11 protein-coding genes are annotated in these 14,665 nt (G+C 36.7%); 7 read left to right on the top strand and 4 right to left on the bottom strand.

Features of this window, described 5'->3' with window-relative positions; all coding sequences use genetic code 11:
• Window positions 1-134: 134 nt before the first annotated feature.
• The 4 genes from ABD792_RS06645 to ABD792_RS06660 form a co-directional block, all read right to left on the bottom strand.
• A complete protein-coding gene (locus tag ABD792_RS06645) occupies window positions 135-2,081 on the bottom strand; it encodes a YgiQ family radical SAM protein (protein ID WP_345005084.1) in 1,947 nt (648 codons plus the stop codon).
• Between the two features lie 174 nt (window positions 2,082-2,255).
• Window positions 2,256-3,893, bottom strand: coding sequence for an ABC-F family ATP-binding cassette domain-containing protein (locus tag ABD792_RS06650; protein WP_345005085.1), 1,638 nt, complete (start codon window positions 3,891-3,893; stop codon window positions 2,256-2,258).
• A gap of 125 nt (window positions 3,894-4,018) precedes the next feature.
• A complete protein-coding gene (locus tag ABD792_RS06655) occupies window positions 4,019-5,146 on the bottom strand; it encodes a hypothetical protein (RefSeq protein WP_345005086.1) in 1,128 nt (375 codons plus the stop codon).
• Window positions 5,147-5,158: 12 nt separating this feature from the next.
• Entirely contained in the window at window positions 5,159-8,332 is a 3,174-nt protein-coding gene (locus ABD792_RS06660; RefSeq protein ID WP_345005087.1) for an outer membrane protein assembly factor BamB family protein, read from the bottom strand.
• 483 nt (window positions 8,333-8,815) lie between these two features.
• Here ABD792_RS06660 and rplM point away from each other — a divergent pair, with 483 nt between their 5' ends.
• The 7 genes from rplM (at window position 8,816) to ABD792_RS06695 (ending at window position 14,649) form a co-directional block, all read left to right on the top strand.
• A complete protein-coding gene (gene rplM / locus ABD792_RS06665) occupies window positions 8,816-9,271 on the top strand; it encodes a 50S ribosomal protein L13 (RefSeq protein WP_345005088.1) in 456 nt (151 codons plus the stop codon).
• Complete coding sequence (rpsI, locus tag ABD792_RS06670) at window positions 9,271-9,657, top strand: 30S ribosomal protein S9 (RefSeq protein WP_345005089.1); 387 nt, start codon at window positions 9,271-9,273, stop codon at window positions 9,655-9,657. The genes rplM and rpsI overlap by 1 nt, the downstream gene beginning before the upstream one ends.
• A gap of 213 nt (window positions 9,658-9,870) precedes the next feature.
• Window positions 9,871-10,647, top strand: a complete 777-nt coding sequence (rpsB, locus tag ABD792_RS06675; protein WP_345005090.1) for a 30S ribosomal protein S2 — start codon at window positions 9,871-9,873, stop codon at window positions 10,645-10,647.
• 84 nt (window positions 10,648-10,731) lie between these two features.
• Entirely contained in the window at window positions 10,732-11,706 is a 975-nt protein-coding gene (gene tsf, locus ABD792_RS06680; RefSeq protein ID WP_345005091.1) for a translation elongation factor Ts, read from the top strand.
• 223 nt (window positions 11,707-11,929) lie between these two features.
• On the top strand, window positions 11,930-12,637 hold the full coding sequence (gene pyrH, locus ABD792_RS06685) for a UMP kinase (RefSeq protein ID WP_345005092.1): 708 nt from the start codon (window positions 11,930-11,932) through the stop codon (window positions 12,635-12,637).
• A gap of 124 nt (window positions 12,638-12,761) precedes the next feature.
• Window positions 12,762-13,319 carry a ribosome recycling factor gene (frr, locus tag ABD792_RS06690; protein WP_345005093.1) on the top strand — a complete coding sequence of 186 codons (558 nt, stop codon included), beginning with the start codon at window positions 12,762-12,764 and terminating at the stop codon, window positions 13,317-13,319.
• 58 nt (window positions 13,320-13,377) lie between these two features.
• The gene (locus ABD792_RS06695; RefSeq protein WP_345005094.1) at window positions 13,378-14,649 is read left to right on the top strand and encodes a hypothetical protein; all 1,272 of its coding nucleotides are present in this window, start codon (window positions 13,378-13,380) and stop codon (window positions 14,647-14,649) included.
• The last annotated feature ends 16 nt before the right edge of the window (window positions 14,650-14,665 follow it).

Below are 14,665 nucleotides of genomic sequence, written 5' to 3' on the forward strand. Positions count from 1 at the left end.
TATTCACATTTATATATAACATGACTAAGTTTCTTATATTTGCTCATAGTACAAATATAGGCATAGCCTTCAGAACATGACCACCAGCAAAGCAGGTGGTTTTATAAGATGAAATAAATGAGATTCGTATAATACTAACTTCTCTTCTTCTTAGACCTAAACTTAGCCTTGTTTTTTCGTTGATTGAAAGGAATGGCATCATCAAAGGTGTGTTTGGGTGTACCTGGTTTGTTCTTTCGCCAAGAATCGTTTTCTTGCAATAACACGCTTAACAAATCCTGTCGCCCCAACTTATCTAAAGTTTTCTTTATCCAAGCTTTATTTTCGTCCTTGTACCAAAAGAAGAAACGGTGCTGCTCATCCTTCTCTTTTCTGGTTTTAGGTGTTCGTACCTTTTTAAGGGTATAGGGATGGTAACCACTATAATAAATCACCGTAGCCACGGTCATAGGTGTTGGCGTAAAGCCCTGGACTTGTTCCAATTGAAAACCCATATCTTTGGTTTCGGCCGCAAGGTTGGCCATATCCTCAGCCTCACAAGCTGGGTGGTTTGAAATAAAGTAAGGAATAAGCTGAAGTTTTAACTTATGCTTTACATTGATCTTATCGAATCGCTCCTTAAACTTATGAAAATAGGAGAAGGATGGTTTGCGCATCAATTTCAATACTGGATCACTGGTATGCTCTGGGGCTACCTTAAGGCGTCCAGACACATGCTTCGTCATCACTTCTTCGGTGTAGTCGTCCAACTCCTTCGGATCGGCATTTTTATTAAACTCAGGCACCAACATATCATGACGAATACCACTACCTATAAAAGACTTTTTAACTTTAGGGTGATTATCTACAGCTTGATACAATTGGGTTAATGGTTTATGGGAAGTATCTAAATTACTGCAAATTACTGGCGAAATACATGAAGGAGCCACACACTTATCACAAATAGATTGTATTTTACCCTTCATTTTGTACATATTCGCACTAGGCCCTCCAATATCAGATAAGTAGCCTTTAAAATCAGGCATATTGGCTACCGTATCAACTTCTTTTAAAATAGATTCCTGACTACGGGAAGCGATAAACTTTCCTTGATGTGCCGAAATGGTACAAAAACTACAACCTCCAAAACATCCGCGATGGATATTAATGGAAAACTTGATCATTTCGAACGCAGGTATTGGTCCACGCTTATTGTATTTAGGATGTGGCAACCGCGTATAAGGCAAATCGAAAGAGGCATCGATTTCCTCTTCGGTCATGGTTGGAAACGGCGGGTTAATCATCAAGGTCTTATCGCCTACTTTTTGAAAAATACGTCGCGCGGCTAATTTATTAGATTCTTGTTCTATTATCTTAAAGTTGGAAGCAAAAGCTTTCTTGTCCTTTAAGCAAGTTTCATGCGACACAATTTCGACATCTTCCCAATTTTTATTTTTAGGAATACTTTCATCCTTACTTAATAGTACTGCCGTTTGCTTTATTGTATTAATGCTATTAAACGGTACGCCCTTTTGTAACAGGCGCACTACTTCCCGTAAAGGCTGTTCTCCCATACCGTATACCAACATATCGGCCTTAGAGCTTTCCAAAATGGTTGGCATCAATTTATCACTCCAATAGTCGTAGTGTGTTACTCTTCGTAAGGAAGCCTCAATTCCACCTATTAAGACGGGAACGTCGGGCCATTTTTCTTTTAATATATTCGAATAAACCGTAGTTGCATAATCTGGACGAAAACCAATATCGCCATTTGGTGTATAAGCATCTTTATCACGTCGCTTTTTATTGGCGTTGTAATTGCTAATCATAGGATCCATACAACCACCTGTAACACCAAAAAATAATTTTGGTCGCCCTAACTTAACAAAATCCTGTAGATTATCATTTACATTAGGCTGTGGCACAATAGCCACCCGCAAACCATAACTTTCTAAAATACGCCCAATAACAGCTGCTCCAAACGATGGATGGTCTACGTAAGCATCGCCACTAAACAAAATAACGTCCAGTTCTTCCCAGCCGCGTATTTTAACCTCTTTGTTTGTGGTAGGCAACCAATCTGAAAGTTTTAATTCTTGCATAGCGGTGCAAAAATAGTCAAAAAATAAGTTCTTATAATCTTAATTTACAAAAGGTTTACGATTCCCCATAGAAATTAAACTACTAATTATCAGATAATTTACACAAAAAAAGAAAGCCTTTTACAGAAGACAGCCTTAAATTTATGAAACTGATAGAATCGAATACCAAACCATTTATTTCTTTAAATCTATCTCCTTTAAATTTTCTATACGGTTCCTTTCCAGAAAGTCATCAATGGTTTCGAAGTGCTCAATAACACGTTGATCTTTAAACTCAAAAACCTTTTTGGAAAGTCCTCGTAAAAAGTCACGATCATGTGATACTAAAATAAGTGTACCATCAAAATCCAACAGCGCTTCTTTTAAAACATCCTTCGATTTTAAATCCAAATGATTGGTAGGCTCATCCAGAACTAAAACATTTACTGGTTCTAATAATAATTTAACCATAGCCAACCTGGTTTTTTCGCCTCCGGAAAGCACACCTACCTTTTTATCTATATCATCTCCCTTAAACATAAAGCGTCCAAGGATATTTTTTATTTGTGTACGTATATCGCCTTTGGCAACTTCATCTACCGTTTGAAAAACAGTTAAATTCTCATCTAATAAAGCTGCTTGATTTTGCGCAAAATAGCCTATTTGGGCATTGTGCCCCAAACTACATTGTCCTTCTACATCAATCTCACCCAAGATAGCTTTAATCATAGTCGATTTTCCTTCGCCATTTCTCCCTACAAAGCATACTTTCTCACCTCTTGCGATAGACATACTGGCATTTTTAAACACTACGTGATCGCCATAAGACTTGGAAACATCCTTAACTGTAACCGGATAATCTCCTGAACGCATAGCTGGAGGAAAACGCAGTTTTAAAGCCGAATAATCGATTTCGTCAACCTCAATAATTTCTAATTTTTCCAGCATACGCTCTCGCGAAGCCACTTGGTTGGTTTTAGAATAGGTGCCTTTAAAGCGCTCAATAAATGCCATGTTATCAGCAATAAACTTTTGCTGTTCCTGATACGCTTTTAGTTGATGTGCACGTCGCTCTTCTCGTAATTGTAAATAATGTGAGTAATTGGCTTTGTAGTCATAAATGCGTCCCATAGTAACTTCGATGGTCCTATTGGTTATGTTATCGATAAATGCCTTATCGTGTGATATTACCATAACAGCATTGGCTTTATTGACTAAAAAATCCTCTAACCAAATAACCGATTCAATGTCAATATGGTTGGTAGGCTCATCTAACAAAATCAAGTCGGGCTTTTGGAGTAATATCTTTGCCAACTCAATTCGCATACGCCAACCACCACTAAACTCCTTGGTTTGTCTGGTGAAATCGGATTGTTTAAAACCAAGTCCCTTTAAGGCTTTTTCAACTTCGGCATCGTAATTTACGTCTTCCAAAGCATAATACTTCTCTCCTAAATCGGACACCTTTTCTATGATACGCATATACTCATCCGATTCATAATCGGTTCTTGTCTCCAATGCTTTATTAAGACGTTCCATTTCATCTCGCATTTCGAACACATGACTAAAAGCCTTGGAGGCTTCATCAAATACTGTGGTATTATCTTCAGTTAATAAGTGCTGTGGCAAATAGGCTATTACAGCATCTTTAGGGCTTCTTACATTACCTCTGGTAGCCTTTTGCACGCCTGCTATAATTTTCATCATGGTCGATTTACCTGCACCATTCTTACCCATTAGGGCAATTTTATCGTTTGCATTAATTGTAAAGGATACGTCACTAAACAAGATCTGTCCACTAAACTCAACTGCCAAGGCATCAACTGAAATCATACGAAACTTTTTTTGAGCCGCAAAACTAATAAAAGAGCAGCTTAGCACATCATTATTACTAAAAATAAATCACATAAATGGTATCACACCAATTCTACTGTAACGTGGCCCCTAAAGGAATTGGATTATTTTTTTCGGATTATTTTAAGGCTAGCTATTAAAACTACTAGGATAAACCCTGCTAAACTATACCAGATAACTTTATTAGAATTGGGTATAGACGGTTCTTCTTTTGCTATTGGGTTTTCTTTAATCCGTTCCAAAGAATTTAAATAAGGTGTTTGCGAAATATCGTCAATAAGCCTTAAATCTATTGACATAATTTGACTCATTTCTGATTTCACAATGGGGTTTTCAACATCAAATCCTAATGCATTTGCTACATTTTGCCTGTTTTCGGCAGACCATCTTAAAGGCAATATGGTGCCAAGCAACCATTTTCTATCCAGTCCGCATTCGCAATCGGCCCCTACGATAGACAACTGTTTAAAGACACTTTTACGTGTAACTACACTATCGATTAATGGTTGCCCCATCATTCTCCCCCTTCCAAAAACAGAAATAACTTTGGCTGAACGGTCATTTTTGGGAATCCCCATACTCCACAACAAGAGCTGTTCTTTTAAGCGATCTTTCGAGGACAGTTCGTATATTTTAATAGGCAAATCTACCTTTTTGGCCATGGCTGGCATGACTTGTTTTATATCAGAAACAGCTTTATTTACTTCACCGCGAACCCTGCTATTTTCATTAGCATTATCTCCTTGAAGTAACAGTACTACAGCGTAACTATCAACAAGATCTTTAGAAAGTTTTCTTTGCAAATCAGAATTGATAACGCCTTCAAGAGTTTCCCAAACAGCCTCCTTACTAAAGTCATCTTCCAAAGTAATGAGTTTTGTTTTTTCAAGTGGTGAAACCAGCATTAACATTGGACGGTCACTTAACAACTTATGGTCTTTTAGATAACGTACCCGCTTATCTTCTGGATTTGCTGAAACATCAACGACATGAAATGCAATGTTGGTATCAAGAAAAGTAGCATAGCCCAACTGCTTAAAGGTTTTAACAACCTCGCCATCAAATCCTTTAGGGACAAACATGTAAAGCTGAAACTGATACTCGCCTAAATCGGAATACCCTATTTCGCGAACGGTATAGCGACAGGCTTCTATTTGCTGTACCGAAAACAAGCTTAGAACAATAAAAGTAAGTTGCAGTATTTGCTTTTTTATCTTTAAAACGGGCTTCATATCAATTTCTTTTTAGAGGGGCAAATACGTTACCGACATTTGTAAAGGATAGTTACAAGAACAGCCAGAGCTTGCTTCGGGAATCATAACCAAACCTCCAGCTGGTATAATATTAATCCAACATCCCGTTCTTGTGGTAGAATTTATTCTGCTGGCCTGATCGGTACTACTAACATCGACCAACGAGGGGTTAGACCCCCTAAAAAACAACTGACCGGACGATCCAGAAATATTACCACAACTATGACCTTTTCGGTTAAGTTTCCAATCTTTCACTTGCTCGCCTGTAAACAAATTATAAGCAAAAGGCTCTACATATATTTTGTCTTCCATTATTAATGCTCTATGCAGTTGTTCACCATGCGACCCATTAACCCAATCGGCATGTTTTTGTTCTTGCTTCCATACCAAATCGCCAGATTCGGCCTTAAACACATAGGTGCCATACCACAAACCGCCATCTTTATTTCCAGACCCCGAAAGCACCAACAAACCTTTATCATAGCTTCCGTACAGCACATGATCCAACAAATTGAAATCAAAAGCTTTTTCCCATAGTTTTTTTCCTGTTTTAGTATCAAGAGCGACTATAAACGGTTTTTCTTTTTTAAACGTATTAAAATCTATAAGTCCATCTTCATCCTGCATTGCAACCAAACTTCTACTTTCAACGAAAAACATTTTCTCCTCGCCTATAGTAATGGTAGGATTTAATACCATACCATCTTTGTAAGTCCAATGCAACTTACCATTCTCACTATTCATACTAAAAAGATAATCACTGCAAACCAGATTACTATACTCTCCCCAGTCAAACCTACTATACTCGTTATAGGTGGCCTTCGTTTTTCTGGCACTGCCAAACAATTGATCGTCCACGACGGCCAAATACCCCCAATCCCTATCAACGTTAAATAACTGGGGCACTTTAAAAGGCGCCATTTCTTCCCCTGTTAATGGTTCAAAAACATTGCAGGTATTGTCCGCAACCGCATAAAAATAAGAGTTGCCAACTGCCAGACTTCCTGCATCCCGTGAAATTTTAATTCGTCTAAAATTCGCTATATCTTTATTCCAAAGCAAAGTGCCGTTATAGGCATCGGACGCAATAACGCCGTTATCTTTGGGAATAAACAAAATACCATTTTTATATAGCGGCGAAACAGCTCTATGATGGCGGTCTGTCATTTCTCTTGGCCCGGGTTGTCCAAACCATTGTGGTGTAATCTTTTCATTCACCTTTTTATCTCCCGATGAAACCGTATTAGCCGGGTTACCGTACAGATGTGTCCATTCTCCTGAATTCGGTAGCCTTGGCCTTGTCACTACAAGTGATTCGTCATCATATGTCCACTTACAATCTATAAAACGCTCCTTGTTTATCAGATCGTGATATTCGGCTTCTTTAAAATGATTATTGGTAAGTATGACTTTACCTCCATTAGGTTGCAAAACTTCAAAGAGCGTAGCTTCATTTACTACAATCGTCCCTTTTTCCACTAACCTATCGTCTGTTACGAGGTTTGCAAAGTACTTCGTAAACTCTAAATCTTCTAGGTCGCCTTCAAAGAGTGTAATCCTTTTACCATAAAGCCCACAGGCATCTAAAGCCTTTCTCGCTTTTTTCACCTTGTCTGGATCGGACTCTACTCCAATTATTTGAAAATTAGACTTTAAAGCCAACTCATAAGCTAATCTTCCTTCATTAAAATTCGTTATTAAGCAGAAACCAGCCCTTCGGTTTGTTCGTTCCAAGATAACATCGGCGGCTCGCTCAAACATTTCCCTTTTAGAATTCTCTGCATAATATGATGTGTTAACCTCTTGCCTTATTTTCTTCTTTTTCGATATTTTATCCGAAGAAAAGCAATAAATAGTTCCTTTATCGGTACTCACAAACAGGCTTTCGTTGGCAATAGACATGCCATATGGGTGACCATCAATTTGTTCGGTCCAGATTAAAGCACCATTAATAACATTATAAGCTGAAACCTTACCAACTTCTCCTATTATAATCGCATTCTGGGATTTCACCATCGAGATTGGTTTATTAATAGGTGTTTGCCAGTTAAATTCTTTATTGATTAAGGAGTCAAGTTGCGATTTGGCATTTGTTAAGTTTGTCAGTTCGGTCGACACCTCTTTTTTAGCCAATTTCTTTTCCCTTATCAACGCCGTCAACTCATTTATTTTTAAAGACAAAGCCTTTCTCTTTTTTGTAATGTCATTATAAACACTATCTACAATAGAGGTTAATTGAAAATCGGCTGCTACAAAATACTGTTCCTTATCTATTATAACTTTATGACCTTTAAATGCGGCACTTAAAAAATCATCTGATTTAATCTCACTATTATGGTCAACACCATGCACAATTTTATCTTTTGCCAACGAAAGATAATCCCCTCCTTTTCCTTTAAGCTTTTTTACCAATTCACCGTTGTCTTGTTTCAAAACAAACGGTTGTGTTCTACTATTTGGAATAAAGATTTCGTCATCAGACATCACCGGATATCCTTGTGGTGCAAGCCCTTCTTGTTTACGCTCCCAAATAATATGCCCCGTAGAGGCGTTAATAGCCGATACATAAACATCTTGTTCTGGCAAAAGTCCTTCAGTTGCATATAAGGTATCTCCCTTTATCAAAACACCAGTTCTACACGGAGATGCGCCTACTACCTTACCATTTCCTATAACTTTTAAATGGCTCTTTCCTGGCTTGTATTTCCAAATCAATGTCCCTGAATAGGCATCCAAACAATAAACAAACCCATCATCCGAACTAAAAAACAATCGACCTTTATTAATGGTGGGTGCTGTTCGATTTGGCCCATTTGTAAAAAAGGACCATTTTCTCTCACCTGTATTAATATCATGACAATAGACCTGATGTGTAGCTGAACTTGAAAAGTAAATCAGCCCATTTGCGGCTGTTGTATGGTATGCCCTATCGTAGGTGACCAAAGCCTCCAATTTTCTTACCTTATTATAGTAGTCCTGTTTAGCCGGTGCAGGCCAAGCGGCTTGTGGCGCCTCATTTACAATCTGCCAATTCATAGTTAAAGGAAAATGCAGAGCTACAGGACTAATACCACTGTTCTGATTGTCATGTTGGTAACTCACCCAATCATATTCCGTTTCGTCGTAACTATAGGTATTGCCACATGCTACTAAAAGCAAAAACATGAAACAACAAGTTAATCGTAACATTATTTGATATTTATATGTTCTTTGCTAAATTAAAAACAAAAAATAAATTGACCAATCATTCAATTTATTTTTTACGTAAAAATTTAAATAAAGAATTTCTTGAAACTAACTATCCTTGAGACTAGACCAAGAGGAATTCTTCTCGAATAAAACTAGTTAATCTTAATTACTAAAAAAATAATTAGGCATGAGATACTCATGCCAACTTTAGTATCAATCTGTTCTACTTATAAAAAGAGCTTTATCTAGCAAAGCATAGGGCGCATTGAAGAAAATCATTTTAAGTTAGAAATGGTATAGATCTGGATGATCCATTTACCCCTAATGAACCCGCTGATATTTAGATGCATAAAACAGATTTAAAATAACTTAACCCACTATTTGGTAATCAAATATTTAATCGTAAATTTGCAAACTCTTTTTGAGAGAGGAATGTTTAATAAATAAAAAATTATTAGTGTGGACACATTAAGCTACAAAACGATTTCAGCAAACAAAGCCACTGTAAATAAAGAGTGGGTTTTGGTTGATGCTGAAGGTCAGACTTTGGGTCGTTTAGCTTCTAAAGTTGCAAAACTATTAAGAGGTAAACACAAGCCTAGCTTCACCCCACATGTTGATTGCGGAGACAATGTTATTGTTATCAATGCAGAGAAAATCAACTTAACTGGAAACAAGTGGAACGATAAAACATACATTCGTCACACAGGCTATCCAGGTGGTCAAAGAAGTTTAACTGCTACTGAATTGTTTGGAAAAGATCCAGCAAGAATAGTAGAGAAATCAGTAAAAGGAATGCTTCCTAAAAACAAATTAGGAGCGAATTTATTCCGCAATTTAACAGTTGTTGTTGGTTCAGAACATGCACATGCTGCACAAAAACCAAAAACAATTAACTTAAACGAATTCAAATAATGGAAGTAATTCACAAAATTGGCCGTAGAAAGACGGCTGTTGCTCGTGTATATGTTGCCCCAGGAAAGGGAGACATTACGGTTAACAAAAAAGACGTAGCTGATTATTTTACCACTGCTACTTTACAGTACAAGGTAAAACAACCTTTGGCTATGACTAACAATGATAGCAACTTTGATATTACCGTTAATGTATATGGAGGTGGTATCACTGGACAAGCAGAAGCTGTTCGCTTAGCAATTTCTCGTGCTTTATGCGAGGTTGATGCAGAAAACAGATCCATCTTAAAACCAGAAGGTTTATTAACGAGAGATCCAAGAATGGTTGAGCGTAAGAAATTCGGTCAGAAGAAAGCTCGTAAGAAATTCCAGTTCTCTAAACGTTAATATCCCGAACAGGATTAAGCTTCTTTTATTAGATATCTTAATCAAGTTCAAAAAAAGAAAATTAAACAACGCTGAAACAGATTCAGCATTACAAAACGAGTTATTGTTGTCCCTGTTATAAAAACAGGATTTAGTTTAGCATCTAAATGACCAAGGCGATTAAAAAAGACCACTTGATCATTGCTAATTCAACAGAACGTAAACTATTAAAAAATGGCAGTAGAAGTAAAAGAATTACTCGAAGCAGGTGTACATTTCGGTCACCTTACACGTAAATGGGATCCAAACATGGCTCCTTACGTTTATATGGAGCGTAACGGCATCCATATTATCAACTTATACAAAACTGCGGCTAAAATTGAAGAAGCAAGTGCTGCTTTAAGCAAAATTGCTAACTCTGGTCGTAAAATATTATTCGTTGCAACAAAAAAGCAAGCTAAAGATATCGTTGCTGAAAAAGCTAGCGCTATTAACATGCCTTACATCACAGAAAGATGGCCAGGTGGTATGTTAACCAACTTTGTTACTATCAGAAAAGCTGTTAAAAAAATGGCTTCTATAGATAGAATGAAGAAAGATGGTACTTTTAACACATTATCTAAAAAAGAGCGTTTACAAGTTGATCGTTTAAGAGCTAAGTTAGAGAAAAACTTAGGCTCTATTAGCGATATGACACGTTTACCAGGTGCTTTATTTGTTGTAGATATTAAGCGTGAGCACATCGCGATTAAAGAAGCTCAAAAATTAAACATTCCTATTTTTGCTATGGTAGATACCAACTCGGACCCACGTCAAGTTGACTATGTAATTCCAGCAAATGATGACGCTTCTAAATCGATAGATAAAATCTTATCTCACGTAACAGATGCTATTGCAAATGGTTTAGCTGAACGCAAAGCTGAAAAAGATGCTGAAGCTGCTCCAAAAGAAAGCGCAAAGGCTAAAAAAGCAGCTCCTGCTAAAAAAGTTGCAGCTGAAGAGGAAGAATAATTAATAATTACACAATACAAATAAGTCGTTTAATTATTTTTTTTGTTAAAATATTTGAACGGCTTTTTTAAATTTTAAAATAGTATGGAATCTACGGTAAAAATTACAGCAGCAGAAGTAAACAAATTAAGACAAGCTACTGGTGCAGGAATGATGGATTGTAAAAAAGCTTTAGTTGAAGCTGGTGGTGATTTTGATAAAGCTATTGAAGTTTTACGTAAAAAAGGACAAAAAGTAGCAGAAAAAAGAGCTGACAGAGAGTCTAGCGAAGGTGCTGCTGTTGCTAAAGTTAATGCAGACCAAACTAAAGGTGTTGCTATTGTTTTAGGGTGTGAGACTGACTTTGTTGGTAAAAATGAAAATTTCTTGAAACTAGCAAACCAATTAGGTGAGTTAGCATTAAACTTCGATTCTAAAGACGCATTCTTGGCATCTGATTTTGACGGCATGACCGTGGCTGATAAATTAGTTGAGCAAACTGGTGTTATTGGAGAGAAATTAGACATCAACGCTTTTGAAGTTATAGAAGCTCCTTACGTTGGTTCTTACGTTCATATTAATAAAATTGCTGCTTTAGTTGGACTATCTGCTAAAGTAGACAACGCAGAAACTTTAGTTAAAGATGCAGCTATGCAAGTTGCTTCTATGGGTGCTACAACATTATCTTATAAGGATTTTGATCCAGCATACATAGCATCTGAAACTGAAGCTAGAATCGCTGTTATCGAAAAAGACAACGAAGAATTGGCTCGTTTAGGAAAAACACTTAAAAATGTACCTAAATACATTTCAATGGCTCAATTAACTCCTGAAGTTTTAGCGCAAGCTGAAGAAGATGCTAAGTCCGAATTAAAAGCTGAAGGTAAACCTGAGCAAATTTGGGACAGAATTCTTCCTGGAAAAATGGAGCGATTTATTTCTGACAATACAACTTTAGATCAAGAACAGTGTTTATTGGATCAAAAGTTCATTAAAGATGAAAAGAAAACAGTTGCTGAATATGTAAAAACCTATGGTGATGTTGAAATCTCAGGTTTTAAACGTGCTTCAGTAGGATAATATATCCAGAACAGTTTAGAGAATATTAAAAAAGGCCACTACGCTTCATAGATGTAGTGGCTTTTTGTTATGAAACTATTCTGTTTAGTGCCTTAGCCTACTATTAATTTTAATCATCCATAATTTTGCTAAACTCCACTTCTCTAATCCACAAAAAAATTATGTAGTTTTGCACAACTTTTATTCCGATCCAAATCGGACATCATTATTTATAATAAATTCAATGAAATACAAACGCATACTTCTTAAACTATCTGGTGAAGCCTTAATGGGAGATCGCCAATACGGTATTGATCCCGAACGCTTATCGGAATACGCAGCAGACATAAAGACAATTACAGATAAAGGTGTTGAAGTAGCCATCGTAATTGGTGGCGGCAATATTTTTAGAGGTGTTGCTGGAGCTAGTGAAGGTATGGATCGTGTTCAAGGCGACCATATGGGGATGTTGGCCACCGTTATTAATGGCCTAGCTTTACAAAGTGCACTGGAGAATACAGGTATTCCTACCCGATTGCAATCCGCTATTAAAATAAACGAAGTTGCCGAACCCTTTATTCGTCGAAGAGCAATGCGCCACTTGGAAAAAGGACGTGTTGTGATTTTTGGAGGCGGAACCGGGAATCCGTATTTTACAACCGATTCTGCGGCAGTTTTAAGAGCCATAGAAATTGAAGCCGATGTTATTTTAAAGGGAACTCGTGTAGACGGTATTTACAATGCCGACCCCGAAAAAGATGCCAAAGCAACAAAGTTTAACACTATTTCTTTCGACGATGTGCTTCGCAAAGGATTAAAGGTAATGGATACAACAGCTTTTACTTTAAGTCAGGAAAACGAATTACCAATTATTGTCTTCGACATGAACAAAAAAGGCAACTTATTTAAGGTTGTATCGGGAGAAAACATTGGAACGGAAGTAAACATATAACTTGGCTCGATTTTTGAAATAAAGGCTAAATAATTATAAAAAATAATTTCTTCGTGTTTTGTTTTTTATAATAAATTTGTGAGATCAACAATTAATTAACTAGCTAATAACAAAGTTAATACCCATGAACGACGACATAGATTTTATCTTAGATACGACAAAAGAGGCAATGGACAAAGCCATTAAACATTTGGAAAAGCAATTAACAAACATAAGAGCTGGAAAAGCCAGCCCTGCTATGCTTGGAAGTGTAATGGTAGATTATTACGGTTCACAAACACCATTAAATCAAGTTGCCAATGTTAATACCCCGGACGGTAGAACCATAACCGTTCAGCCTTGGGAGAAAAGTATGCTTCAAGAAATTGAACGTGGTATTATGTATGCCAATCTAGGGTTTAACCCTATGAACAATGGGGAATCCATTATAATTAATGTACCACCATTAACTGAAGAACGTCGCCGCGAATTGGCAAAACAAGCTAAAGCTGAAGCTGAAGAAGCAAAGATTGGAATTAGAAATGCCAGAAAGGAAGCCAATAACGACATCAAGAAGTTAGAAGATGTTTCTGAAGACCTAAAAAGCAATGCTGAAATTGACGTACAACAAATGACCGACAAATACGTTAAAAAAGTTGACGACATTTTCACCACCAAGGAAAACGAAATTATGACTGTATAACTTGGGAAGCGACTTAAATGTCGCTTTTTTTGTAACCTAACCTGTTGCTTTAGCGCGAATGTTTAAACCTATTTATCTTCTTTTTTTTTGTTTATTTTCTGTATTAGCGCACACGCAAACAGCTTCTAACACGGCTTTTGAAACGCAACAGGACTCCATAAAAAAAAGCCTTTTTATAAAGCAATTGGGGAATGGGTTTTTACCAACTAAATACTTTAATTTTGATTTAAGGTACCTTGTAAAATTCAATCAGCATGAAGGGTTTAGAACAGGGTTAGGAGGTGTAACAAACAATGCTTTTTCTAAAAAATACCGTTTAAATGGTTATTTGGTTTACGGTTTTGCCGACCAACGCTTTAAATACAGTATAGGAGGAGGTTTTAGGATTGCCCATAAAACAAATACTTGGCTGAATCTATCTTATACTGATGACTTACAAGAGACCGGTAGTACAAAATTTCTAACAGATAAGCGTTTTTTCCAATTTTTTGAACCACGTTTATTAAATATCGATCTGTTTCATAAACATATTACTCAAGCTATTTCCTTAGAACACAGGCTATTCTCCAAATTATTAACAGAAACGCAATTCGCGGTAAGCGCTATTGAGCCGACTTACAACTATAGTTTCTATATAAATGACAAAATCCATAACGTATATGACCTAAGTGCTTTAAAAATAGCTTTTCAATGGAGTCCATTTAGTAATTTTGAATACTCCGAAAAAGGGTTGAAAGAAACCAAAAAAGGATTCCCAAAATTCACTTTACAGTACACTAAAAATTTTAAAGATGTATTTAAAAGTGATTTTGCCTTTTCTAAAGTAGATTTCAGGACCATTTATCAAACCGGGACAAAAGACAATATTGCGTCTGAGGTTATTTTGGTTTCTGGCATTGCCAATGGCAACACTCCCTTAACACACCTGTACCATGCTTATCCCAACAACATAAACAAACAACAAATACTCCAACGCTTTTCGGTTGCTGGATTAAATAGTTTTGAGACCATGTTCTTTAACGAATTCTTTTCAGATAAGTTTACTACTATTCAATTTAAACAATACCTAAAGCCTTTTGAAATTACAGAACGCTATAAACCTCAACTTGTTTTAATAACACGCTATGCCATTGGAACTATGAAAAACATTGACAGGCACTTAAACATGAGTTTTGACACATTAGATCATGGCTATACCGAATCTGGTTTTGAAATCAACAAGCTATTGTTTGGTTTCGGTTTAAGTTTCACCTATCGCTACGGAGCCTATCACTTAGCTCAAGTAGAAGATAATGTGGCTCTTAAATTCACATTTAACGTAACTTTATAAAGTATTTCAGGCGAGT

Origin of the sequence: Snuella lapsa, from assembly GCF_039539345.1 — a bacterium.
GTDB classification, from domain to species: domain Bacteria; phylum Bacteroidota; class Bacteroidia; order Flavobacteriales; family Flavobacteriaceae; genus Snuella; species Snuella lapsa.

Coding starts and splice junctions, on each gene's coding strand:
- ABD792_RS06645 (WP_345005084.1), bottom strand. CDS start 2,081: ATGCAAGAATTAAAACTTTCAGATTGGTTGCCTACCACAAACAAAGAG.
- ABD792_RS06650 (WP_345005085.1), bottom strand. CDS start 3,893: ATGATTTCAGTTGATGCCTTGGCAGTTGAGTTTAGTGGACAGATCTTG.
- ABD792_RS06655 (WP_345005086.1), bottom strand. CDS start 5,146: ATGAAGCCCGTTTTAAAGATAAAAAAGCAAATACTGCAACTTACTTTT.
- ABD792_RS06660 (WP_345005087.1), bottom strand. CDS start 8,332: ATGTTTTTGCTTTTAGTAGCATGTGGCAATACCTATAGTTACGACGAA.
- rpsI (WP_345005089.1), top strand. CDS start 9,271: ATGGAAGTAATTCACAAAATTGGCCGTAGAAAGACGGCTGTTGCTCGT.
- rpsB (WP_345005090.1), top strand. CDS start 9,871: ATGGCAGTAGAAGTAAAAGAATTACTCGAAGCAGGTGTACATTTCGGT.
- tsf (WP_345005091.1), top strand. CDS start 10,732: ATGGAATCTACGGTAAAAATTACAGCAGCAGAAGTAAACAAATTAAGA.
- pyrH (WP_345005092.1), top strand. CDS start 11,930: ATGAAATACAAACGCATACTTCTTAAACTATCTGGTGAAGCCTTAATG.
- frr (WP_345005093.1), top strand. CDS start 12,762: ATGAACGACGACATAGATTTTATCTTAGATACGACAAAAGAGGCAATG.
- ABD792_RS06695 (WP_345005094.1), top strand. CDS start 13,378: ATGTTTAAACCTATTTATCTTCTTTTTTTTTGTTTATTTTCTGTATTA.